This window comes from Variovorax sp. RA8 (genome assembly GCF_901827175.1).
Lineage (GTDB): Bacteria > Pseudomonadota > Gammaproteobacteria > Burkholderiales > Burkholderiaceae_C > Variovorax.
In genome coordinates this window covers 2,933,295-2,955,281 of the sequence record NZ_LR594662.1, presented here as the reverse complement: position 1 = coordinate 2,955,281, position 21,987 = coordinate 2,933,295, and the positions used below count along the sequence as shown (strand labels likewise).

Annotated in this window: 21 protein-coding genes and 1 pseudogene; 7 read left to right on the top strand and 15 right to left on the bottom strand. The window is 67.9% G+C overall.

All coding sequences use genetic code 11. From position 1 onward, the window contains the following. Nucleotides 1-8: 8 nt before the first annotated feature. Complete coding sequence (locus E5P3_RS13925; protein ID WP_162586524.1) at nt 9-710, bottom strand: GntR family transcriptional regulator; 702 nt, start codon at nt 708-710, stop codon at nt 9-11. 262 nt (nt 711-972) lie between these two features. On the opposite strand from E5P3_RS13925, the gene E5P3_RS13920 reads away from it, so the two are divergent. From E5P3_RS13920 to E5P3_RS13905, 4 genes are read left to right on the top strand one after another with little or no spacing between them, the layout of a single operon-like run. Next, complete coding sequence (locus E5P3_RS13920; protein ID WP_162586523.1) at nt 973-2,298, top strand: MFS transporter; 1,326 nt, start codon at nt 973-975, stop codon at nt 2,296-2,298. A 29-nt stretch (nt 2,299-2,327) separates the two neighbouring features. Next, nucleotides 2,328-3,818: a dihydropyrimidinase gene (hydA, locus tag E5P3_RS13915; RefSeq protein WP_162589680.1), complete on the top strand. Its 1,491-nt coding sequence runs from the start codon at nt 2,328-2,330 to the stop codon at nt 3,816-3,818. Further along, nucleotides 3,811-5,199: an amidase gene (locus E5P3_RS13910; protein WP_162586522.1), complete on the top strand. Its 1,389-nt coding sequence runs from the start codon at nt 3,811-3,813 to the stop codon at nt 5,197-5,199. The genes hydA and E5P3_RS13910 overlap by 8 nt, the downstream gene beginning before the upstream one ends. 26 nt (nt 5,200-5,225) lie before the next feature. Continuing rightward, nucleotides 5,226-5,966, top strand: coding sequence for an aspartate/glutamate racemase family protein (locus tag E5P3_RS13905; RefSeq protein ID WP_162586521.1), 741 nt, complete (start codon nt 5,226-5,228; stop codon nt 5,964-5,966). Between the two features lie 12 nt (nt 5,967-5,978). Here the strand turns inward: E5P3_RS13905 and E5P3_RS13900 are convergent. Continuing rightward, nucleotides 5,979-6,917: pseudogene (locus tag E5P3_RS13900) on the bottom strand (SMP-30/gluconolactonase/LRE family protein). Between the two features lie 70 nt (nt 6,918-6,987). On the opposite strand from E5P3_RS13900, the gene E5P3_RS13895 reads away from it, so the two are divergent. Then, nucleotides 6,988-7,233 (top strand): FitA-like ribbon-helix-helix domain-containing protein, encoded by a 246-nt coding sequence (locus tag E5P3_RS13895; RefSeq protein ID WP_162586520.1) that lies wholly within the window; start codon nt 6,988-6,990, stop codon nt 7,231-7,233. Beyond that, entirely contained in the window at nt 7,230-7,625 is a 396-nt protein-coding gene (locus E5P3_RS13890; RefSeq protein WP_162586519.1) for a type II toxin-antitoxin system VapC family toxin, read from the top strand. The genes E5P3_RS13895 and E5P3_RS13890 overlap by 4 nt, the downstream gene beginning before the upstream one ends. On the opposite strand, the gene E5P3_RS13885 is transcribed toward E5P3_RS13890, so the two are convergent. From E5P3_RS13885 to E5P3_RS13840, 10 genes are all read right to left on the bottom strand, one after another. Continuing rightward, nucleotides 7,622-8,602, bottom strand: a complete 981-nt coding sequence (locus E5P3_RS13885) for a branched-chain amino acid ABC transporter permease (RefSeq protein WP_162586518.1) — start codon at nt 8,600-8,602, stop codon at nt 7,622-7,624. The genes E5P3_RS13890 and E5P3_RS13885 overlap by 4 nt on opposite strands. Before the next feature lie 13 nt (nt 8,603-8,615). Next, nucleotides 8,616-9,491 carry a branched-chain amino acid ABC transporter permease gene (locus E5P3_RS13880; protein ID WP_162586517.1) on the bottom strand — a complete coding sequence of 292 codons (876 nt, stop codon included), beginning with the start codon at nt 9,489-9,491 and terminating at the stop codon, nt 8,616-8,618. A gap of 68 nt (nt 9,492-9,559) precedes the next feature. Beyond that, nucleotides 9,560-10,747 carry an ABC transporter substrate-binding protein gene (locus tag E5P3_RS13875; protein WP_162586516.1) on the bottom strand — a complete coding sequence of 396 codons (1,188 nt, stop codon included), beginning with the start codon at nt 10,745-10,747 and terminating at the stop codon, nt 9,560-9,562. Between the two features lie 28 nt (nt 10,748-10,775). After that, complete coding sequence (locus E5P3_RS13870) at nt 10,776-11,969, bottom strand: ABC transporter substrate-binding protein (RefSeq protein ID WP_162586515.1); 1,194 nt, start codon at nt 11,967-11,969, stop codon at nt 10,776-10,778. 31 nt (nt 11,970-12,000) lie between these two features. Beyond that, nucleotides 12,001-12,711 carry an ABC transporter ATP-binding protein gene (locus E5P3_RS13865; RefSeq protein WP_162586514.1) on the bottom strand — a complete coding sequence of 237 codons (711 nt, stop codon included), beginning with the start codon at nt 12,709-12,711 and terminating at the stop codon, nt 12,001-12,003. Further along, nucleotides 12,712-13,482 carry an ABC transporter ATP-binding protein gene (locus E5P3_RS13860; protein WP_162586513.1) on the bottom strand — a complete coding sequence of 257 codons (771 nt, stop codon included), beginning with the start codon at nt 13,480-13,482 and terminating at the stop codon, nt 12,712-12,714. A 162-nt stretch (nt 13,483-13,644) separates the two neighbouring features. Beyond that, nucleotides 13,645-15,216, bottom strand: coding sequence for a DHA2 family efflux MFS transporter permease subunit (locus E5P3_RS13855; RefSeq protein WP_162586512.1), 1,572 nt, complete (start codon nt 15,214-15,216; stop codon nt 13,645-13,647). 14 nt (nt 15,217-15,230) lie between these two features. Beyond that, complete coding sequence (locus E5P3_RS13850; RefSeq protein WP_162586511.1) at nt 15,231-16,538, bottom strand: HlyD family secretion protein; 1,308 nt, start codon at nt 16,536-16,538, stop codon at nt 15,231-15,233. Nucleotides 16,539-16,567: 29 nt separating this feature from the next. Next, the gene (locus E5P3_RS13845; RefSeq protein WP_162586510.1) at nt 16,568-18,046 is read right to left on the bottom strand and encodes an efflux transporter outer membrane subunit; all 1,479 of its coding nucleotides are present in this window, start codon (nt 18,044-18,046) and stop codon (nt 16,568-16,570) included. Continuing rightward, nucleotides 18,027-18,575, bottom strand: a complete 549-nt coding sequence (locus tag E5P3_RS13840; protein WP_162586509.1) for a MarR family winged helix-turn-helix transcriptional regulator — start codon at nt 18,573-18,575, stop codon at nt 18,027-18,029. The genes E5P3_RS13845 and E5P3_RS13840 overlap by 20 nt, the downstream gene beginning before the upstream one ends. Before the next feature lie 78 nt (nt 18,576-18,653). Between E5P3_RS13840 and E5P3_RS13835 the strand changes: the two genes are divergently transcribed. Further along, complete coding sequence (locus E5P3_RS13835) at nt 18,654-20,438, top strand: ABC transporter transmembrane domain-containing protein (protein WP_162586508.1); 1,785 nt, start codon at nt 18,654-18,656, stop codon at nt 20,436-20,438. A gap of 24 nt (nt 20,439-20,462) precedes the next feature. On the opposite strand, the gene E5P3_RS13830 is transcribed toward E5P3_RS13835, so the two are convergent. The 3 genes from E5P3_RS13830 to E5P3_RS13820 all read right to left on the bottom strand — a co-directional run bounded on the left by E5P3_RS13830 (nt 20,463) and on the right by E5P3_RS13820 (nt 21,987). Beyond that, nucleotides 20,463-20,906, bottom strand: coding sequence for a DUF1178 family protein (locus E5P3_RS13830; RefSeq protein WP_162586507.1), 444 nt, complete (start codon nt 20,904-20,906; stop codon nt 20,463-20,465). A gap of 11 nt (nt 20,907-20,917) precedes the next feature. Beyond that, nucleotides 20,918-21,508, bottom strand: a complete 591-nt coding sequence (locus E5P3_RS13825; RefSeq protein WP_162586506.1) for an NUDIX domain-containing protein — start codon at nt 21,506-21,508, stop codon at nt 20,918-20,920. A gap of 173 nt (nt 21,509-21,681) precedes the next feature. Continuing rightward, nucleotides 21,682-21,987: a DUF2818 family protein gene (locus tag E5P3_RS13820; RefSeq protein ID WP_162586505.1), complete on the bottom strand. Its 306-nt coding sequence runs from the start codon at nt 21,985-21,987 to the stop codon at nt 21,682-21,684.

Sequence of the window (21,987 nt, the reverse complement as noted above, 5' to 3'; positions counted from 1 at the left end):
AGTGCCGTTCAGGCGAATACGGCGCGCAAGTCGATCTCCTCGTCCCCGGGCATCTCCAGGCGCAGCGTGTTCTCGACGTGCGTGAGGTGCTCGATCATCAGCATGCAGGCGCGCTCGGCATCGCCCTGCTCCAGGGCATCGACGATGGCGTCGTGCTCGTGGTGCGGGCAGGCGGGCGTTCCGGGCGCGTCATAGAGCGCGATCACCAGGCAGGTCAGCGAGCACAGCTCGCGGATGCACTTGTGCAGGTACGGGTTCTGGCCGAGCTCGGCGATCAGGAGGTGGAACTGGCCCGAGAGCCGGATGGTCGCGCGCCGGTCGTTGCGCTCGCGCGCCTCGCCTTCCAGCGCGATGTTCTTGCGCAGGCGTGCGAGCTGCTCGCGCCGCACGTGGCCGGCCAGGTCGCGCAGCAGCGCCGGCTCCAGCACGCGCCGCGCATTGAACACCTGCCGTGCCTGCTCGACCGTCGGACTCGCGACGAAGGTGCCGCGATTGGGCTCGACCGTGAGGATGCTGTCGTGCGACAGCCTGCCGAGCGCCAGCCGGATCTTGGTGCGGCTCACGCCGAAGACCTCGGACAGCTTCTCCTCGACCAGCTTGGTCCCGGGCGGCAGCCGGTGTTCCCAGATGGCCTGGAGGATCCGCTCGCTGATCTCCTCGACGGAAGGTCCGCCGGGCGCATCAACGTCCGTGCTGGTGGTCTTGGCCATTGTCTCGATTCCTTTTGAACATCAGATCTCTTCAAATTGTATGGCGGTTCTGTGGCCAATCCTTCAACTTCGAGGCTTGTTTCTTCTCCACACCCTGCAGCGAGCCACTGCGAAGTAGGGGTTATCCATTAAGTCTTGCCGTAGAACATAAATGTTCTGCGCGATGTACAAATTTCTTCTTGATTGCACATCGGTTATCGCCTATCTTTCGCCCAACGCCACCATCCAGCCCCTCACATCCATCACACACGGAGACACGCGAATGCACGCAACCATGCCCATCGGCGGGACAGCCGAACGCGAAGCCAGCCCCTCATCGACCAAGCGCGTGGCAGCTGCCAGCCTGGCCGGGACCACGCTGGAGTTCTACGACCATTTCATCTACGGCTCGGCCGCGGCCCTGGTCTTTCCGAAGCTGTTCTTCCCGCAGAGCGAGCCCCTGGTGGCAACGCTGCTCTCCTTCGCCAGCTATGGCGTGGCCTTCGTCGCGCGCCCCCTGGGCGCGGCGGTGTTCGGGCACTTCGGCGACAAGCTGGGCCGCAAGTCCATCCTCTTCATCACGCTGCTGATGATGGGCCTGGCCACCTTCCTCATCGGGTGCCTGCCGACCTTCGGCCAGGTCGGCATGTGGGCGCCCATCCTGCTGGTGGTGCTGCGCATCGTCCAGGGCCTGGCGCTGGGCGGCGAATGGGGCGGCGCGGCGATCATGGTCAACGAGCTCGACCCCGAGGGCAAGCGGCGCGGCCTGCTCGGCTCCGTGGTGCAGATTGCCGCGCCCATCGGGCTGCTGCTGGCCAACGGCGCCTTCGCGCTCGTCACCTGGCAGGTGTCCGACGAGGCCTTCCTGTCATGGGGCTGGCGCATTCCCTTCCTGATGAGCGCCATCCTCGTGGGCGTGGGTCTGTACATCCGCATGAACGTGGCGGAGTCCAAGGTGTTCGAGAAGGAGGCCAAGGGCCATGAAGAGCACGCGCCGATCATGGAGGTGCTGCGCCACTACAAGCCGCAGCTCGCCATTGCCTTCTTCGCACGGCTGGGCGGTGACATCGCCTTCTACGTGTTCACGCTGTTCCTGCTGTATTTCGTGCCGACGCAGCTGGGCCTGCCCAAGTCGATCGCGCTCAACGCGGTGCTGCTGGGCGCGGTGGCGCAGATGATCTTCATCCCGGTGGCCGGCTGGCTGTCCGACCGCATCGGCCGCCGGCCGGTGCTCATGATCGGCGGCATCGGCGGCGCGCTCTGGGCCTTCGCATTCATGCAGATGGTGCAGACGGGCGACCCGCTCGCCATCATGGCGGCCTCCTTCGTGGGCATGGTGCTGGTGTCCTTCATGTTCTCGCCGCTCGCCTCCTTCCTGCCGGAACTGTTCGCGACCCGCGTGCGGGTGACGGGCGCCTCGCTGGGCTTCCAGTTCGCCGGCGTCTTCGGCGGCGCGCTGGCGCCGATCATCGCCACCGCGTTGATCGCGCGCTTCAACTCGACCACGCCGGTGGCCATCTACCTCGCCGTCGTCTGCGCGCTGATCGCGGTGGCCGCCTTCGCGGCGCGCGAAACGTCCCGCATCGACCTCAAGGACGCCGGGCATTGAGCGCCGGCGACAAGCAGAAGGAGACGCAAGTGCAAGGCTTCGACACCGTCATCCGCAACGGCCTGGTCGCCACCGCCGCGGAAACCATGCAGGCCGACATCGGCATCCGCGGCGGCCGGGTGGTCGCCCTGGGCCACGAGCTTGCCCGCGGCCGCGACGAGATCGATGCCCGGGGCAAGCTGGTGCTGCCCGGCGGCGTCGATGCCCATTGCCACCTCGACCAGCCGATGGACGAGGGCCTGCGGATGGCCGACGACTTTGCCAGCGGCACGCGCTCGGCCGCTTGCGGCGGCACCACCACGGTGATCCCTTTCGCCGCGCAGATCAAGGGCCAGTCGCTGCGCGCTGCGGTCGAGGACTACCACCGGCGCGCCGGCCGCAAGGCGGTGGTGGACTACGCCTTCCACATGATCGTGACCGACCCCACGGAGCAGGTGCTGCGCGAGGAGCTGCCGGCCCTGATCGCCGAGGGCTACACGTCGTTCAAGATCTACATGACCTACGACGACATGAAGCTGGACGACCGCCAGATCCTGCGCCTGCTCGCGGTGGCGCGCCGGCACGGTGCGCTGGCGATGATCCATGCCGAGAACGCCGACTGCATCGCCTGGCTCACCGAGACGCTGGAGGAAGCCGGGCACACGGCGCCGCTGTTCCACGCGACCTCGCGCCCGATGGCGATCGAGCGCGAGGCGACGCACCGCGCCATCACGCTGTCGGAACTGGTCGACGTGCCGATCCTGATCGTGCACGTGTCCGGCCGGGAGGCCATCGAGCAGATCCGCTGGGCCCGTGGCCGGGGCATGCGCCTCTATGCCGAGACCTGTCCGCAGTACCTGTTCCTCAGCGCGGACGACCTGGGCGGCGGCTACGAGGGCGCGAAGTGCGTCTGCAGCCCGCCGCCGCGCGACAGGGCCAACCAGCGCGTCGTGTGGGAGGGCTTGTCCGACGGGCTCTTCACCATCGTCTCCTCCGACCATGCGCCGTTTCGCTTCGACGATCCGCAGGGCAAGAAGCCCGGCGGCAAGGAGGTGGCCTTCCGCCACATTCCCAACGGCATCCCGGGTCTCGAGACGCGCCTGCCGCTGCTGTTCTCCGAAGGCGTGCGCACGGGGCGCATCACGCTCAACCAGTTCGTGAGCCTGACGGCGACCAACCCGGCGCGGCTCTATGGCCTGCACCCGCGCAAGGGCACGATCGCGATCGGCTCGGATGCCGACATCGCGATCTGGGACCCGAACAAGGAAGTCACCATCGAGAACCGCCTGCTGCACCACGACGTGGACTACACGCCGTACGAAGGCATGCAGGTCATCGGCTGGCCCGTGACCACCCTGGTGCGCGGCGAGCGCGTGTGGGACGAGGGCAAGCCCTGCGCGCCTTCGGGCCATGGCGAGTTCCTGCCCTGCGGCAAGCCCGAGATGGCGCGCCCGAAGCCCGGCGATGCAACGGCAGGCGGCTATGTGGGCAACCTGCCCGACGCGCTGGCCAAGCTCGCGAAGGCCACTCCGCATGCTTGAGCTCGACGCCTCGCAGATCGCGCAGCGCGTACAGGAAGGAACGCTGGACCCCGGCGACGTGGTGGCAGCTTTCCTGCAGAACATCGAATCGCGCAACGGTGTGCTCAATGCGGTGGTGGGCGACGTCCCCGCCTCGCTCGACGCCGAAATCGAGACCCTGCGCGCGCGCGTCGCCCGCCGCGAGCCGATGCCGCTGGCCGGCGTGCCGGTGGTGGTGAAGGACGTGATCTGGGTCAGGGGGCAGCGCGTGACGCAGGGCTCGCGGCTGTTCCAGGACTTCGTCGCGCCGCGCGATGCGCTGGCGGTGGAACGGCTGCGGGCCGCGGGTGCGCTGGTCATCGGCATGGGCAACAGTTCGGAGTTCGCCTGCAAGGGACTGACCACCAACAAGGTCTACGGCCTCACGCGCCATCCGATGGACCCGGCCCTCACGCCGGGCGGCTCCTCGGGCGGATGCGCCGTCGCGGTGGCCGCGCGGCTGGCGCCGCTCGCGCTCGGCACCGACGGCGGCGGCTCGAGCCGCCGACCGCCCGCGCACGTGGGCGTGGTGGGATTCAAGCCCTCCTTCGGCGCCATCCCCGATCCCTTCGGTTTCCCGCATGCCTTCATCGGACTCCAGGCGATCGCGCCGATCGCCCGCACAGTCGCCGACGCCGCGCTGATGTTCGAGGCAATGGCCGGCAACGACCCCCGCGACCCGGCGTCGAGCCTGCTGCCCGACCCGGCCCCGCTGCGCGTCGCGACCCAGCTGCGCGTGGCCTTCAGCCCGCGCCTGGGCCTCGACGTGCCGGTGGACGAGGACGTGGGGGCGTGCATCGCCAGCGCGATCGAGGCGCTGCGCACGGCCGGCTTCGGCATCGCCAATGCCGACCCGGCCTGGCCCGAGGATGCCGACGAGGCCGCCTTGATGCCGCTGCAGCACACCGGGCTCGCCCACCTGTTCGGCGAGGCCTGGCGGCGCGACGCTTCCGTCTTCGATCCCGATGTGGCGCGCCAGATCGAACGCGGACTGCAGTGGTCCGGGGCCGACGTGGCACGTGCGCGCGCCGCGGGCGCCGCCATCGCATCGACGCTGGCCGGCTTCCTGGTGCACCACGACCTGCTGATCTGCCCGACCGCGCCTTGCGTCGCCTGGCGCCACGACCGGCTCGGGCCCACGCATATCGGCGGCCATGCGGTGGAGCCGCGCGCGCACGCGGTCTTCACGCCTTTCGTGAACCATGCGATGGCGGCCGCCATCTCCATTCCCTGCGGCCACGGGCGCGACGGCCTGCCGGTCGGTCTGCAGCTGATTGCCGCACGCGGACGGGACCGGCAACTGCTCGACGCGGCCCGTGCCGTCGAAGCAGTGCTGGCCCGGGCCGGCAACACGGCGGCATAGCCGCGCCTGATTCAAAGGAACACTCGATGCGCATCCTCGTCCTCAACCCGAACACCAGCCAGGGCATCACGGACCGGCTGATGAGTGCCGCCCTGCCCGCCGCGGCCGCCGGCACGGAGCTGGTCGCACTCACGGCGCCGCGCGGTTTCCCCTACATCGCCACGCGCGCCGAGGCGCAGATCGGCGGCGCGGTCGCGCTGGAGATGCTGGCCGAGCACCACGAGGGCTTCGACGCGGCCGTCATCGCGGCCTTCGGCGACCCGGGATTGTTCGGCGCGCGCGAGCTCTTCGACATTCCGGTGGTCGGCATGGCCGAGGCCGCGATGCTGACCGCCTGCATGCTCGGCAAGCGCTTTGCGATCGTGACCTTTGCGCAGGCGCTCGGCCCCTGGTACGAGGAGTGCGTGGAATCGCACGGGCTCATGGGCCGCCTGGCCGGCATCCGCATGCTCGAAGGCCGCTTCGCCTCCATCGCCGATGTGCAGGACGAGAAGGAACAGCTGCTGGTGGACTTGGCGAACCGCGCGGTCGACGAGGACGAGGCCGACGTGGTGATCCTCGCCGGCGCGCCGCTGGCCGGCCTGGCCGACAAGGTCAAGGACCGCATCCCCGTGCCCGTGGTGGACCAGATGGCCGCCGCCGTGAAGCAGGCCGAGGCGCTGGCGACACTGCGCGTGCGCAAGGCCAGCGCGGGCACCTTCAGGCGGCCCGCGCCGAAGCCGGCGATCGGCCTGCCGGATGCGCTGTCGCGGCGCTTCGCCCCCTGACCTTCCGAGCGTTCAGCCGCCGAGCACGCCCTGCGTATTGACGTACAGCGCGTAGAGCGACTGGCTCGCCGCCATGAAGAGCCGGTTGCGCGCCGGTCCGCCGAAGCAGACATTGGCGCAGCGCTCCGGCAGCGCAATGCGGCCGATGGGCGTGGCGTCGGGCGCGAACACCCGCACCCCATCGCGGCCCTCGCCGGTGCCCCAGCCGGCCCACAGGTTGCCGTCGACATCGCAGCGAAAGCCGTCGGGCGAGCCTTCCGGATCGGCCTCGACGAACACGCGGCCGTTCTTCAGGTTTTGCCCGTCTTCGCTCAGGTCGAACACGCGGATGCGGCGCGGCGTGCTGCCCGACTCGACCACGTAGAGCAGGCTCTCGTCGGGCGAGAAGCACAGTCCATTGGGCCGCTCGATGTCATTGCAGACCACGGTGGCCTTGCCCGTCTGGCCGTCGACGCGGTAGACGTTGGTCGGCAGTTCCGGCTCGGCCGCGTGCCCTTCGTAATGGCCGAGGATGCCGAAGGGCGGATCGGTGAACCAGATGGAATCGTCGGACTTGACCACGATGTCGTTGGGCGAGTTGAGGCGCTTGCCCTCGAAGCGGTCGAGGATCACGGTGATGCTGCCGTCGTACTCGGTGCGTGTCACGCGGCGGGTGCCGTGCTCGCAGCTGAGCAGGCGCCCGTGCCGGTCGCGCGTGTGGCCGTTGGCGAAGTTCGACGGCTTGCGGAAGTGGCTGACGGCGCCGGTCTCCTCATCTCAGCGCAGCACGCGGTTGTTGGGGATGTCGCTCCACAGCAGGTAGCGGCCATCGCCGAACCACACCGGGCCTTCGGCCCAGCGAAAGCCGGTGGCCAGGCGCTCGACTGCTGCGCTCATCAGGCGGTACCTGGCAAACCGCGGATCGAGGATCTCGATGGCGGGGTCGGGGTAGCGTTGGGCGGGGTGCCACATGGTAGTTGCCATGGAAGTGACAGCGCTCTCATGCGGAACCATAATGGTTCCATTACGGTTGGAGATTGACATGCCTACGACCCTCACTCTAAAGAACATTCCAGATGCCGTGTATGACCGCTTGAAGCTCTCCGCGGAGGCTCATCGTCGCAGCATGAACAGTGAAGCAATTGTGTGCCTGGAGGCAGCGCTTCTGCCCGCAAAAGTTGCCCCCAACGAAAGGTTGGCGCGAGCGCGGGAGCTGCGTGCCGCTCTGCCGAAGGGCAAGTTTCGAGCGCGTGACATTGATGCGCTGAAACGTGAAGGACGCCAATGATCGTGGTGGACTCGAGTGTATTGGCTTATCTCTATCTACCTGGCGACTACACCGCAGAGGCCGAGAAGCTGTTCGAACGAGACCCGGACTGGGCTGCTCCTGTTCTGTGGCGCAGCGGGTTTCGGAACATTCTTGCTGGCTATGTCAGGAGGAAGGTTCTTGGCTTCGAGCAGGCGTGCAGCCTGCAGGCAGAGGCCGAAAGCCTACTGGCCGAATCAGAGTTCGAGGTTGATTCGCGGGCCGTGCTTGAATTGGTGCGCGACAGCGACTGTTCCGCCTATGACTGCGAATTCATTGCATTGGCGATTCAGCTCAACGCCAAGCTCGTAACCAAGGACAAGAAGTTGCTGCGCGCATTCCCAACTCACGCGGTGGCACTTTCTGAGAGCTAACGTTTGCGCGTCACCAGGGCGATGATCTCGCCCATGATCCCCCGCCGGAAGGCCAGCACGCAGATCACGAAGATCAGGCCCGTGACCATGGTGACCGACTCGCCCAGCGTGCCGAACCATTCGATGGAGGTGAGGCTGGCGAGCAGGTGGCCGAATTCTCCGATCTTGTTTTCGAGCAGCACCACCACCGCCGAGCCGACCAGCGGACCGGACAGCGTGCCCAGGCCGCCCACCAGTGTCATCAGGATCACCTGGCCCGAGGCGGTCCAGTGCACGTCGGACAGCGTGGCGAAGCCCAGCACCAGTGTCTTGAGCGAGCCGGCCAGGCCCGACAGAGCGGCCGAGATCACGAAGGCCAGCAGCTTGAAGCGCGCCACGTCGTAGCCCAGCGAGAGCGCGCGCGGTTCGTTCTCCTTGATGCCCTTGAGCACCTGGCCGAAAGGCGAATGAATGGTGCGCACGATCAGCAGGAAGCCGACGACCACGATGACCAAGGCCACGTAGTACATGATCAGGTCGTCCTGCAGGTCGAGCAGGCCGAAGAGCTTGCCCCGCGGCACGCCCTGCAGGCCGTCCTCGCCGCCGGTGAATTTGGCCTGCAGACAGATGAAGAAGACCATCTGCGCCAGCGCGAGCGTGATCATCGCGAAGTAGATGCCCTGGCGCCGGATCGCCAGCACGCCGAAGAGCCAGCCCAGCAGCGCGCCGGTGAGGGTGCCGGCGATCAGGCCCAGTTCCGGCGACAGGCCCCAGACCTTCATCGCATGCCCGGCCACATAGGCCGAGCCGCCGAGGAAGGCCGCGTGGCCGAAGGACAGCAGCCCCGTGTAGCCGAGCAGCAGGTTGAACGCCGAGGCGAACAGCGCGAAGCACATGAGCTTCATCACGAACACCGGGTACGCGCCGAGGAAGGGCGCGGCAATCAGTCCGAGCAGCAGCAGGCCGTACAGGACGAGGGAGACGTTGTTGTTCTTCATCACGCGGGCCGCTTCACTTCTCTTTGCCGAACAAGCCGGCCGGCCGGATCAGCAGCACGATGACCATGATCACGAAGACGACGGTGGACGAGGCCTCGGGGTAGAAGACCTTGGTGAGTCCCTCGATCACGCCCAGGCCCAGGCCGGTGAGGATGGCACCCATGATCGAACCCATGCCGCCGATCACCACCACCGCGAAGACGACGATGATGAGGTTCTGCCCCATCAGCGGCGAGACCTGGATCACCGGCGCGGCCAGCACGCCCGCAAAGGCGGCGAGCGCAACGCCGAAGCCGTAGGTCAGCGTGACCATCAGCGGCACGTTGACGCCGAAGGCCTCCACGAGCCGCGGGTTCTCGGTCCCGGCGCGCAGGTAGGCGCCCAGGCGCGTCTTCTCGATCACGAACCAGGTCGCGAAGCAGACCACCAGCGAGGCCACCACCACCCAGGCGCGGTAGTTGGGCAGGATCATGAAGCCGAGGTCGGTGGCGCTCGCCAGCGCATCGGGCGTGTCGTAGGGCAGGCCCGAGACGCCGTAGACGGAGCGGAACACGCCCTCGATCAGCAGCGTGAGGCCGAGCGTGAGCAAGAGGCCGTAGAGATGGTCGAGCTTGTAGATCCAGCGCAGCAGCAGCCGCTCGATCACGATGCCGAACAGGCCGACGACGATCGGCGCCGCCACCAGCATCACCCAGTAGTTGATGCCGAAGTAGTTCATCGCCATCCACGCCAGCACCGCGCCCAGCATGAACAGCGCGCCGTGCGCGAAGTTGATGACGTTGAGCAGGCCGAAGATCACCGCGAGCCCGAGGCTCAGGATCGCGTAGAACGATCCGTTGACCAGCCCGAGGAGGAGCTGGCTCAGCAGTGCTGGAAAGGAAATGGTCATTGGATGCTATTTTTCTTCAGCAGGGCCGCCGCGCCCGGCCAGCCGGGCAGCAGCCTGGGGCGCGAGCGCTACTTCCAGAGGGCGCACTTGCTCTCGGCCTTGGTGGTGAAGACCTGGTCGCCCGGCAGCTTGCTCACGACCTTGTAGTAGTCCCACGGCTGCTTCGACTCGGCCGGGCTCTTGACCTGCACCAGGTACATGTCGTGCACGAAGCGCCCGTCCTCGCGGATGCGGCCCTTGGCGTAGAAGTCGTCGACGGGCGTCTTCTTGAGCTGCTCCATCACCTTGTCGGCATCGGTGGTGCCGGCGGCCTGCACCGCCTTCAGGTAGGTCATCGTGGCCGAGTAGTCGGCGGCCTGGATGTCGGTCGGCATGCGCTTGGTCTTGTCGAAGAACTTCTTGCCGAAGGCGCGCGTCCTGTCGTCGATGTTCCAGTCCCAGCTGGTGGTGAGCAGCAGGCCCTCGGTGTTCTTCAGGCCGAGGCTGTGGATGTCGGTGATGAAGACCAGCAGGCCCGCCATCTTCATCGACTTGGTAATGCCGAATTCCTTGGCCGCCTTGATCGCGTTGATGGTGTCGCCGCCCGCGTTCGCGAGGCCCAGGATCTGGGCCTTGGAGTTCTGCGCCTGGAGCAGGAAGGACGAGAAGTCGGAGGCATTGAGCGGATGCTTGACGCCGCCGACCACCGTGCCGCCCTTCTCCTTGACCACCTTGGCGGTGTCGGCCTCGAGTGCCGCGCCGAAGGCGTAGTCAGCGGTCAGGAAGAACCAGCTCTTGCCGCCCTGCCCCACCACCGCGCCGCCCGTGCCCTTGGCGAGTGCCACGGTGTCGTACGCGTAGTGCACGGTGTAGGGGCTGCACTGCTCGTTGGTAAGCGCCGAGGTGCCGGCGCCGTTGACGATGAAGACGCGCTTCTTCTCCTGCGCCACCTTCGCCATCGCGAGGCCGGTGCCGGAATTGGTGCCGCCGAAGAGCATCGTCAGGCCTGCCGTGTCGATCCATTCGCGCGCCTTGGAGGCGGCGATGTCGGCCTTGTTCTGGTGGTCGGCCGTGAGCAGCTCGATGGGCTGGCCGTTGACCTTGCCGCCGAAGTCGTCGATGGCCATCTGGATCGCCGTGGCGCCGTTGCGGCCCTCGACGTCGGCGTACAGGCTGGACATGTCGGTGATGAAGCCAATCTTGACCTGCGCCTGGGCTGCGCCCGCTGCCAGGGCGAGGCCGAGGACGACGCCTGACAGTGCAAACTTGTTCTTCATGTGTTCTTTCCTTGCAAATGGATCCGGGTCATTTCCAGAGCGCGCACTTGGACTCGGCCTTGGTCGTGAAGACCTGGTCGCCCGGCAGCGTCTTGACCACCTTCAGGTAGTCCCACTCCTTCTTCGACTCGGACGGAGCCTTGACCTGCACCAGGTACATGTCGTGGACATAGCGGCCGTCCGCACGGATCTGGCCTTTGCCGAAGAAGTCGCTGATCGGCATCTTCTTGAGCTGCTCCATCACCTTGTCGGAATCGGTGGTCTTGGCGGCCTCGACCGCCTTCAGGTAGGTCATGGTGGCCGAGTAGTCGGCCGCCTGGATGTCGGTCGGCATGCGCTTGGTCTTTTCGAAGTAGCGCGCGGCCCACTTGCGCGTGTCGTCGTTCAAGTCCCAATACCAGCTGGTGGTGTGCAGCAGGCCCTCGGTGTTCTTCAGGCCCAGGCTGTGGATGTCGCTCAGGAACACCAGCAGGCCCGCCACCTTCATCGTCTTGCCGATGCCGAATTCGCGGGCGGCCTTGATCGAGTTGATGGTGTCGCCGCCCGCGTTCGCGAGCCCGAGGATCTGCGCCTTGGAGTTCTGCGCCTGCAGCAGGAAGGACGAGAAGTCCGAGGCATTGAGCGGATGGCGCACCGCGCCCACCACCGTGCCGCCCTTCTCCTTCACGATGCGGGTGGTGTCGGCTTCCAGCGCATGGCCGAATGCGTAGTCGGCCGTCAGGAAGAACCAGCTCTTGCCGCCCTGCTCGACCACCGTGGCGCCGGTGCCCTTCGCCAGCGCGACGGTGTCGTAGGCGTAGTGCACGGTGTAGGGGCTGCACTGCTCGTTGGTGAGCGCCGAGCTGGCGGCGCCGTTGTTGAAGTAGACGCGCTTCTTCTCCTGCGCCACCTTGGCCGTGGCCAGCGCGGTGCCGGAGTTGGTGCCACCGAAGATCATGGTGACCCCGGCGGTGTCGATCCATTCGCGCGCCTTGGAGGCGGCGATGTCGGCCTTGTTCTGGTGGTCGGCCGTGATCAGCTCGATGGGCTGGCCCAGCGCCTTGCCGCCGAAGTCGGCGATCGCCATCTCGATCGCGGTGGCGCCGCCCTTGCCCTCGAGGTCGGAATACAGGCTGGACATGTCGGTGACGAAGCCGATCTTGACCTTCTCCTGCGCCTGCGCGCCGGAAGCCAGGGCCAGGGCGCCGACGGCCAGCGCGATCGCGGTGAATGCAGTCTTCATGGTGTCTCCTTCAAGAAAAAAAGTGAGCGGTTCAGACGCCGAGCAGCTCGTGCAGCACCGGCATCTTGGCGTCGAGTTCGGCCGCGCCGAAGGCTTCGACGATGCGGCCGTGCTCCATCACGTAGAAACGATCGGCCAGTGGCGCGGCAAAACGGAAGTTCTGCTCCACCATGACCACCGTGTAGCCCTTGCCGCGCAAGGTGTGGATCATGCGCGCCAAAGCCTGCACGATCACCGGGGCCAGTCCCTCCGAGATCTCGTCGAGCAGGAGCAGCCTGGCGCCGGTGCGCAGGATGCGCGCCACCGCCAGCATCTGCTGCTCGCCGCCGGACAGGCGCGTGCCCTGGCTGTGGCGGCGCTCGGCCAGGTTGGGGAACATGGCATAGATCTCCTCCACCGACATGCCCTTGTCCGTGCCCTTGAGCGCGGGCGGCAGCATGAGGTTTTCTTCGGCCGACAGGCTGGCGAAGATGCCGCGCTCCTCCGGGCAGTAGCCGATGCCGTGGTGCGCGATGCGGTGCGTGGGCATGCCGATGGTCTCGACGCCGTGCACCTTGATGCTGCCCTTGCGCGCGCCGGTCAGGCCGAGGATGGCGCGCATCGTGGTGGTGCGCCCTGCTCCGTTGCGCCCGAGCAGCGTGACGACCTCGCCCGGCTGAACCACCATGTCGACGCCGTGCAGCACGTGGGATTCGCCGTACCAGGCCTGCAGGTTCTTGATCTCAAGTGCAGGAGCACTCATTCAATGGGCTCCCTGCAGCTGGCCGTCGGTGGTGCCCATGTAGGCTTCCATCACCTGCGGGTTGCGCGAGACTTCGGCATACGGCCCCTCGGCCAGCACGGCGCCGCGCTGCAGCACCGTGATCGTGTCGGCGATGGTGGAGACCACGCTCATGTTGTGCTCCACCATCAGGATGGTGCGGCCGGCCGAGACGCGCTTGATCAGCTCGGCCACGCGGTGCACATCCTCGTGGCCCATGCCCTGTGTCGGCTCGTCGAGGAGCATCAGCTCGGGCTCCATCGCGAGCGTGGTCGCGATCTCGAGCGCGCGCTTGCGGCCGTAGGGCAGGTTCACGGTCTGCTCGTCGGCGAGCTCCTCGAGGCCGACCTCGGCCAGCAGCGCGCGGGCGCGGACTTCGAGCGGCTTGAGCGTCTTCTCGCTCTTCCAGAAATGGTAGGAGGTGCCGAGCGCGCGCTGCAGGCCCAGGCGCACATTCTCGAGCAGGGTGAGATGAGGGAACACGGCGGAGATCTGGAAGGAGCGGATGATGCCGCGGCGCGCGATCTGCGCCGGGCGCTCGCCCGTGATGTCCTGTCCATTGAAGAGGATGGTCCCCGAAGTCGGCTCGAGGAACTTGGTGAGCAGGTTGAAGCAGGTCGTCTTGCCCGCGCCGTTGGGTCCGATCAAGGCATGGATCGAGCCGCGCACCACCTTCAGATCGACTTTGCTGACGGCGGTGAAGCCCTTGAATTCCTTGGTGAGCTGACGTGTCTCGAGAATGATGTCGCTCATCTCGCGCGGTCGCCCGGGTGCTGGAAGGAAAGATCGGTCATGCGGTCCATCTGAGCGCGCCACCATGGCTGCGCGGAACGCATTGTTTGCAGCCGCAGCAGGACTTGCCTACTGGGGCAAATGCCTATGCTGCGGTGCGGGAACGACTCGCCGCGAGAGGAATCAGTGCGCGCCTGCGGCGGCGTCCGATGCGCCGCCGCTGCGCGCAGGCTTCGCCAGCCAGACGAAGGGAATCAGCAGCAGGAACAGCACCGCCGACGCGTAGAACACGTCGTTGGCTGCCAGCATGAAGGACTGCTGGTCCACCAGGCGGTTGATCTGTCCCAGCACCTGCTCGGCGGAGAAGCCGCTCGCACTCAGCCCGGCCATGGCACTTTGGGTCGCCGGGCTGCCCTGGTTGACCGACTCGACCAGCTGCGCATGGTGCAGCGCGGCGCGGTTCTCCCACAGGGTGGTCGCGATCGAGGTGCCCATGGCGCCCGCGGTGATGCGCGCGAAGTTCGACAGGCCCGAGGCCGCCGCGATACGATCGGGCGACAGGCCCGAGAGCGTGATCGTCACCAGCGGGATGAAGAAGAAGGCCATCGCGACGCCCTGGATCACGGTCGGGATCATGATGGTCCAGAAGTCGGCCTGGGTGTTGAAGTTCGAGCGCATCCACAGCACGAGCGCGAACACCAGGAAGGAGAAGGTCGCATAGCGGCGCGGATCGATCCTGCCGACCGTGAGGCCGACGATCGGCGAGAACACGATCGCCAGCAGCCCCACCGGCGCCATGATCATGCCGGCCTGCGTGGCGGTGTAGCCCATGAACTGCTGCAGCCACAGCGGCAGGATCACCACGTTGCCGAAGAACAGGCCGTAGGCCACCGCGGTGGCGAGCGCGCCGGACCAGAAGTTGCGCCGCTTGAAGAGCGACAGGTCGACCACCGGGTGCTTGTCCGTCAGCTCCCACACGAGGAAGAAGGCGAAGCCGACCGCCGCCACCACCGCCATCGCGACGACCTCGGGCGAGTGGAACCAGTCGAGCTCCTTGCCCTTGTCGAGCATGAGCTGCAGCGAGCCTACCCACAGCACCAGCAGCGCCAGGCCGATGCCGTCGATCGGCACCTTGCGCGTGGTGCTCTCGCGCTTGTGGTAGATGCCCCAGGTGATGCCTGCGGCGAGCAGGCCCACGGGGATGTTGATGTAGAAGATCCAGGGCCAGGAAATGTTGTCGGTGATCCAGCCGCCCAGCAGCGGCCCCATGACGGGCGCGACCAGCGTGGTCATCGACCACATCGCCATCGCCAGCCCGGCCTTGGCCTTCGGGTAGCTCGACAGCAGCAGCGTCTGCGACAGCGGGATCATCGGCCCGGCTACGAAGCCCTGCAACGCGCGGAAGGCGATCAGCATGGTCATGTTGGGCGCCAGGCCGCACAGCCAGGAGCTGATGATGAACAGCAGCACGCTGGTCATGAACAGCCGCACCTGGCCGAAGCGCTGGGTCAGCCAACCGGTGAGCGGGACGGCGATCGCATTGGCGACTGCGAAGCTGGTGATGACCCAGGTGCCCTGCGTGGAGCTCACGCCCAGGTCGCCCGAGATGGCCGGCAGCGATACGTTCGCGATCGAGGTGTCGAGCACGTTCATGAAGGTCGCCGCAGAGAGCGCGATCGTGCCCCACAGGCGGGCCGAGCCCTCGAGCGGCGGATGAACGGCGGCGGGCGGGGCGGGCGTTGCTGCGGTCGCCATCGTCGTGCCCTGCCTCAGATCGGGTTGACGTGCGAGCGCGGGCCGGCGGGCGGCACGGTGGCGACGGGTGGCTTGGAGGCCGTGTTCGCGAGCGCCGCGCCGCGGCCCAGGTTGGCCGCGATGATGCGCTGCACCTCGGCATCGGCGCCCTGGTCGAGCTGGCTGTAGACCTGCGTCTGGGCCAGCGCGCTGGCGCGCGGCGCATCGGCCAGCATCTTGCCGCCCTTTTGCCGCACGTCGACCTCGACGTCCATCGACAGGCCCACGCGCAGCGGGTTGGCCTTGAGCTGCTCGGCGTCGAGCGCGATGCGCACGGGCACCCGCTGCACCACCTTGATCCAGTTGCCGGTGGCGTTCTGCGCCGGCAGCAGCGCAAAGGCGGCGCCGGTGCCCACGCCGAGGCCGGCGACATGGCCGGTGTACTCGACCTTCTTGCCGTACACGTCGGCGATGAGTTTCACCGGCTGGTCGATGCGGATGTTGCGAAGCTGGACTTCCTTGAAGTTGGCATCGACCCACAGCTGGTTGAGCGGCACGATCGACATCATGGGCGTGCCGGCCGCCACGCGCTGGCCGAGCTGCACGGTGCGCTTGGCGACGTAGCCTTCCACCGGGGCGGGCAGCGCGACGCGCTGCGTCGCGAGATAGGCTTCGCGCACCTTGGCGGCGGCGGCCTGCACGCTGGGGTGCTCCTCGACGCTGGTGCCTTCGGTGAGCGACTGGTTGCTGGCCAACTGCTCGCGCGCCGCGATCACGCCGGCCTGCGCCGCGGCCAACGCGCTCTTCGCGTTGGCGAGCGTGGTTTCGGCGTGGTTGAGTTCTTCCTTCGACACCGCGCCGTTGCCCGACAGCGCCTGGCGGCGCCTGAGGTCGTCCTGCGCACGGGCGATGTCGCTCTGCGCCTTGACGATGTCGGCCTGGCGCAGCGAGACCTGCGCGGCCAGCGAGCCGTTGTTGGCGTAGAGCGTGCGGACCTGGCGCACCGCCTGCCCGAGCGCCGCCTCGGCCTGCTCGAGGGCGACCTTGGCATCGGCGGGATCGAGCTGCACCAGCGGCTGGCCGGTCTTCACCAGGTCGGTGTCGTCGGCCATGATGGCCATCACCGTGCCGCCGATCTGGGGCGTGATCTGGATCACGTTGCCCTGCACGTAGGCGTTGTCGGTCGACTCGTAGTGGCTGGCGACCAGCCATTCGTACGCGCCCCAGCCGGCGCCGGCCACGACCACGGCGGCGGCCAGCGCGGTGAGGGCGCGGCGTCGCTTGCCGTTGGAGGCCGGCGCCTCGGCCGGAACGTTCGCATCGGGTGTGTTGTTGCTGTCCATGGAATGTCCTTCGGAATCGCGCAATGTGTTCAGGGGTGTCGGGACGCCGTCCGGCCGGCATCGGCGGTGGCCTGCGCCGGCGGCTGCCAGCCGCCGCCCAGTGCGCGCGCGAGCCCCACCTGAGTTTCGAGGGCGCGCGCAGACAGGTCGACGGCCTGGCGGCGTTCGGCGAGCACAGTGGTTTCGGCCGTCAGCACGTTGAGGTAGTTGCCCAGGCCCGCGCCATAGCGCTGCACCGCGATGTCGTAGGCAGATTCGGCGGCACGCTGGGAGGCGGCCTGCTCGGCCTGCTGGCGCGCGACGGACTGGGCAGTCGCGACCTGGTCGGCCACGTCGCGCACCGCGTCGAGCACGGCCGCGTTGTAGCTCTCGATCGCGGCATCGAGGTCGGCCGTCTTGCCGCGCAGGTTGGCGCGCAGTCGGCCGCCCTCGAAGATCGGCAGCCGCACCGCCGGGCCCACGCTCCACTGCTCGCTGCCCGACTTGGTGAGCTGGCCGAAGCCGAGCGCCGAGAAACCGGCGAAGGCGACCAGGTTGACGTTGGGATAGAACTGGGTCTTCGCATTGGCGACGTCGCTGGTCGCGGCCTCGACACGCCAGCGCGCAGCGGCGATGTCGGCGCGCCGGCCCAGCAGGTCGGCGGGGATCGTGGGCTGCAGTGCGATCGGACGGAGGCCGTCGGTCCTCGGCGCCGCCAGCGCCCCGGTGGCCCCGGGCTGGCCCACCAGCGCGTCCAGCGCATTGCGTGCGAGGGCGATCTGCTCGTTCAACGACTCGATCTGCTGGCGCGCCTGGGGCAGGCCGCCTTCGCTCTGGAACTGCTCGAGGCGCGTGTCGAGGCCTGCCGAGACGCGGTCGCGCACCAGCTTGAGGGTCTCCTCGCGCTGGGAGAGCGTGCGCCGGGCCACCGTCAGCTGGTCATCGAGGCGGGCCCATTGGACATAGGCGCGTGCCACGTTGCTCGCCAGCAGGACTCGTGCCGCGTCCGCATCGGCCGCCGCGGCATTGGTGCTGCCGACTGCAGTCTCGATGGCGGTGCGGTTGCGACCGAAGAAATCCAGCTCCCAGCTGGCATTGAGCTGCAGCGTGCCGAGCTCTTGCCGCGAGCCGCCCAGGGGCGCGGGATAAATGTAGTTGCTGCTGAACTTCTGCTTGTTGAGGTCGAGCTGCCCGTCGACCTTTGGCAGGCGGGCGGCCTCGGCAGCGCCGATTGCGGCCTGCGCGCGCTCGAGGCGGGATCGCGCCACCTGCAGGTTTGGATTGCCTTGCAGCGCCTGGTCCACCAGGGCGTTGAGCTGGGCATCGCCGAAGCCCATCCACCATTGGCTGTCGACGGTGGGTACGGTCATGGCGGCGGCCTCGGGCGTGAGGCCGATCGAAGCGGCGTCGCGCAGGCTGGCGTGCGAGTCGATGCGGCCCATGTCGGCGCAGCCGGCGAGGAACAACGCGGCGGCAGCGGCGAGCACCGCCACGGGTCGCCGGGCGGTTTCAGGAAGAAGCGGGGTCATTCTTTTCTCCACGGGCCGCGATGGCCTGGGCGTTGTCCAGGAGGCGGCGCAGATAGTGCTTGAGCTGCGTCCATTCCTCGGCGCTGAAGCCAGTGAGGAGTTCGTTCTGCACGCTGCACAGCACATGCGGCACCTGGCGCGCGGCTTCGCGCCCCTCCTCCGTCAGCTCGATGTTGACCACGCGGCGATCGGAGACCGAGCGCACGCGCCGGCACAGGCCCTTGGCCTCCAGCCGGTCGAGCAGGCGGGTCATGGCGCCGGTGTCGAGCTGGCACTCGCGCGCGAGTTCGGCGACCGTGGTCGCGTGGCCCATGTGCAACTTGAACAGGGGTGCCCACTGCGGGAAGGTCGGGCCGCTCGGCTCCGACATCTGGCTGGCAACCGCCTGCGAGAGCATGGTGGTGATGCGCCGCATCATGTGGCCGACACTCTCCTCGGCGTTGTACGAATCGGGCTTGTAGAACCCGACCGTCTCGCCCCCGGGATCGGGCGGCGGGACGGCAGCGGCAGGATCGGTGGAAGCAGGCATGCCAGAAATAATAGTTGCCGTGACAGTAATTGTCAAGGCGACCTTTGAAAGGGCAAGCGTTCGGTAGAATGCGACCCCATGGTTTCCCCTCGCTCGTCGCCCGCGCCCAAGGGCGCGCCCCGATCGCTTTCCGGCCTCTCGCCCTTCCTGCGGCCCTACCGCGTCCAGATCGCCCTGGCCGCGGTATTCCTGGTCCTGGCAGCCATGACCACCCTGGTGTTCCCGGTCGCCCTGCGCAGCCTGATCGATGGCGGCCTGGTGGGCGCCGACCGCGGCGCGCAGACGATGGCACTGCGCGGGCATTTCCTGGCCCTCTTCGGTGTCGCTGTGGCGCTCGGGGTCTTCTCGGCGGCGCGCTTCTACACGGTGAGCTGGCTGGGCGAGCGCGTCACGGCGGACCTGCGCAATGCGGTCTACGCCCATGTACTGCGCCAGAGCCCGGCCTTTTTCGAGACTACCCAGACCGGCGAGGTGCTGTCGCGCCTGACGGCCGACACGACGCTGGTCCAGACCGTGGTCGGGTCGTCGCTCAGCATGGGGCTGCGCAATGCGGTGATGGGCGCCGGCGCGCTGGCGATGCTGGTCTGGACCAATCCCTACGTGATGGTGCAGGTGCTGGGCATCCTGGTGCTGGTGGTGCTGCCCAGCATGTGGTTCGGCCGCCGGGTGCGCCGGCTTTCGCGCGCCAGCCAGGACCGGGTGGCCGATTCGAGCGCCATCGCGGCCGAGGTGCTGAACGCCATTCCCGTGGTGCAGAGCTACACGGCCGAGGGGCGCGAGGCGGCGCGCTTCGACGCCTCGACCGACAGCGCCTTCCGCACCGCCGTGCGCCGCACCAAGGCGCGCTCGGTGCTGGTCGCCTTCATCATCATTGCCACCTCTGCTGCGCTGCTGTGGGGGCTGTACCAGGGCACGCAGGCGGTGCTGCACGGCGACATCACCGCCGGGCACCTTGGGCAGACGGTGGTCTACGTGATCATCCTGGCGAGCGCCGCGGCGGTGCTGGGCGAGGTGTATGGCGACCTGCTGCGCGCGGCAGGCGCCACCGAGCGGCTGATGGAGCTGCTGCACGCGAAGCCGGCGATCGTGTCGCCGGACCGGCCCGCGCCGGCCACGGTGCCGGAGGCCGGGAGTGCGGTGCGCTTCGAGCGGGTCACCTTCCACTACCCCTCGCGCCCCGGCACGCCGGCGCTGCGGGACTTCAGCCTGGACATCGCACCCGGGGAGACGGTGGCGCTGGTGGGATCGAGCGGCGCGGGCAAGAGCACGGTGTTCCAGCTGCTGCTGCGCTACTACGATCCGCAATCAGGCCGCATCCTGCTCGACGGGGCGCCGCTCGCCGACCTGGCGCTCGACGCCCTGCGCACGCGCATCGGGCTGGTACCGCAGGACGCGGTGATCTTCTCCGCCAGCGCCTTCGAGAACATCCGCTACGGCCGGCCCGAAGCCAGCGCCGAGGAGGTGCATGCCGCGGCGCGCGCGGCCTTTGCCGACGGTTTCCTGCGGGCCCTGCCCGAGGGCTATGACACCTTCCTCGGCGAGCGTGGCGTGCGCCTGTCGGGTGGCCAGCGCCAGCGCATCGCGATCGCGCGGGCCATGCTGAAGAACCCGCCGCTGCTGCTGCTCGACGAGGCGACCAGCGCGCTCGATGCCGAGAGCGAGCGCATGGTGCAGGCCGCGCTGGAATCGGCGATGACGGGCCGCACCACGCTGGTCATCGCGCACCGGCTGGCGACGGTGCAGAAGGCCGATCGCATCGTCGTGCTCGACCACGGGGGCATCGTGGAACAGGGAACGCACGCCGCGCTGGTTGCGCAAAACGGCGTCTACGCGCGCCTGGCAGCGCTGCAGTTCGCAGCCTGAGACAAGAGGCGGCCGCGCAGCCGCCTACTGAAGCGTTTCCTTCAGGGCCGGCGGCAACGGCAGCGAGAAGACGGAAATACCCTCCTCCAGCAAGTCGCGGGCCTCCTCGCGCGTGGCCTGGCCGCGGATGCCGCGCTCCTCGGCCTCGCCGTAGTGCATCTTGCGCGCCTCGGCGGCGAAGCGGTCGCCGACGTCCTCGGTCTTGGCCATGACCTCGCGCACCGCGCGCATCCACCGCCCCTCGGGCGAGTCGTTCTGGGCGACAACGGGCGCCGGGGCAGCCTCGGCGGGCGGCTTGGCGCTGCCGAGGTTCAGGCGCGGCGCAGTGAGCAACTTGGTGATGGCCGTGTTGCTGCACATGGGGCAGGACACGAGGCCGCCGGCGAGCTGCGTCTCGAAGTCGTCATTGGATGCGAACCAGCCTTCGAAGCCGTGGCCGTGCGCGCATTGGAGATTGAGGACCTTCATTGGGCGGATTATCAGCCGCCCGCGGGCGAAGCAGTGGTTTGCCAGTCGAGCACCCATGCGCCGGACAGGACGTTCTGCAGCCAGAGCGTGCAGGTCAGGGTCTTGGCATCCGACACGGTGCCGTCGCGGCACCAGTCCAGCAATTGCGCGGGCGTGGCCGTGGTCGCCTCGACGAACTCCTCGTGATCGAGCTGCTGGCTACCCACCGTGAGGCCACGCGCGAAATAGATGTGGATGATCTCGGTCGAATAGGCCACCGCGAGGTGCATGGCGCCGGCATAGGCCCATTCGCGTGCCGTGTAGCCGGTTTCCTCCTGCAGCTCGCGCTGGCCGCAGAACAACGGGTCCTCACCCGGGTCGAGCTTGCCGGCCGGAAACTCGGTCATCACCCGGTCGATCGGGTAGCGGTATTGGCGCACCATCGCCACGAGCCCATCGTCGAGCAGCGGGACGACCACCACCGCCCCGGGATGGACGATGTACTCGCGGGTTGCGCTCTTGCCATCGGGCAGGCGCACGGTGTCGCGCCTGGCATGCAGGAAGTTGCCCTTGAAGAGCTCCTCGCTGGCAGTGCCCTCTTCCTTCAGATGCGCGTCGTCCATGTCAGGCCTCCCGCCGGGCCGCCATAAGGGAGGACTTACCTTGCAGGTCGCGCCGTCGCGAGACGCGTCGGCTCTTCATGCCGTCCAAGCCTGCACAGGCAGGCTTGGAGCCGCGGCATTCAGCCCCCTCGGGGGGCAGCGAATACTCGAAGTGAAAAGCGTGGGGGCTCATGTCATTTCCGGTGCTTGAGGAGGTAGCGCCAGGTGAAGCCCGGGAACGCCAGCACGACGAACAGCGCCGCCGTCACCGCGTAGAACTCCCAGCCCTGCGGCGCGATCTGGCCGGCGCGCCGCTCGAAGAGGAGCCCGATGCCGCCGGCCGCGAAATAGAGAATGACCAGCTCGCCCAGCCGCAGGGCCAGCGACTTGGCACGCGCCGCGAGCGGCACGACGCCGAGCAGGCGCTCGTTCACGAAGGGCAGGTTGGCCGCAAGAAGCGCGACCAGCAGCACCACCCAGACGGACGCCCCCTGCGACAC

Excerpts from the sequence above, each read along its gene's own strand:
- E5P3_RS13925 (WP_162586524.1), bottom strand. The coding sequence starts at position 710 with ATGGCCAAGACCACCAGCACGGACGTTGATGCGCCCGGCGGACCTTCC.
- E5P3_RS13920 (WP_162586523.1), top strand. The coding sequence starts at position 973 with ATGCACGCAACCATGCCCATCGGCGGGACAGCCGAACGCGAAGCCAGC.
- E5P3_RS13910 (WP_162586522.1), top strand. The coding sequence starts at position 3,811 with ATGCTTGAGCTCGACGCCTCGCAGATCGCGCAGCGCGTACAGGAAGGA.
- E5P3_RS13905 (WP_162586521.1), top strand. The coding sequence starts at position 5,226 with ATGCGCATCCTCGTCCTCAACCCGAACACCAGCCAGGGCATCACGGAC.
- E5P3_RS13895 (WP_162586520.1), top strand. The coding sequence starts at position 6,988 with ATGCCTACGACCCTCACTCTAAAGAACATTCCAGATGCCGTGTATGAC.
- E5P3_RS13890 (WP_162586519.1), top strand. The coding sequence starts at position 7,230 with ATGATCGTGGTGGACTCGAGTGTATTGGCTTATCTCTATCTACCTGGC.
- E5P3_RS13885 (WP_162586518.1), bottom strand. The coding sequence starts at position 8,602 with ATGAAGAACAACAACGTCTCCCTCGTCCTGTACGGCCTGCTGCTGCTC.
- E5P3_RS13880 (WP_162586517.1), bottom strand. The coding sequence starts at position 9,491 with ATGACCATTTCCTTTCCAGCACTGCTGAGCCAGCTCCTCCTCGGGCTG.
- E5P3_RS13875 (WP_162586516.1), bottom strand. The coding sequence starts at position 10,747 with ATGAAGAACAAGTTTGCACTGTCAGGCGTCGTCCTCGGCCTCGCCCTG.
- E5P3_RS13870 (WP_162586515.1), bottom strand. The coding sequence starts at position 11,969 with ATGAAGACTGCATTCACCGCGATCGCGCTGGCCGTCGGCGCCCTGGCC.
- E5P3_RS13865 (WP_162586514.1), bottom strand. The coding sequence starts at position 12,711 with ATGAGTGCTCCTGCACTTGAGATCAAGAACCTGCAGGCCTGGTACGGC.
- E5P3_RS13860 (WP_162586513.1), bottom strand. The coding sequence starts at position 13,482 with ATGAGCGACATCATTCTCGAGACACGTCAGCTCACCAAGGAATTCAAG.
- E5P3_RS13855 (WP_162586512.1), bottom strand. The coding sequence starts at position 15,216 with ATGGCGACCGCAGCAACGCCCGCCCCGCCCGCCGCCGTTCATCCGCCG.
- E5P3_RS13850 (WP_162586511.1), bottom strand. The coding sequence starts at position 16,538 with ATGGACAGCAACAACACACCCGATGCGAACGTTCCGGCCGAGGCGCCG.
- E5P3_RS13845 (WP_162586510.1), bottom strand. The coding sequence starts at position 18,046 with ATGACCCCGCTTCTTCCTGAAACCGCCCGGCGACCCGTGGCGGTGCTC.
- E5P3_RS13840 (WP_162586509.1), bottom strand. The coding sequence starts at position 18,575 with ATGCCTGCTTCCACCGATCCTGCCGCTGCCGTCCCGCCGCCCGATCCC.
- E5P3_RS13835 (WP_162586508.1), top strand. The coding sequence starts at position 18,654 with ATGGTTTCCCCTCGCTCGTCGCCCGCGCCCAAGGGCGCGCCCCGATCG.
- E5P3_RS13830 (WP_162586507.1), bottom strand. The coding sequence starts at position 20,906 with ATGAAGGTCCTCAATCTCCAATGCGCGCACGGCCACGGCTTCGAAGGC.
- E5P3_RS13825 (WP_162586506.1), bottom strand. The coding sequence starts at position 21,508 with ATGGACGACGCGCATCTGAAGGAAGAGGGCACTGCCAGCGAGGAGCTC.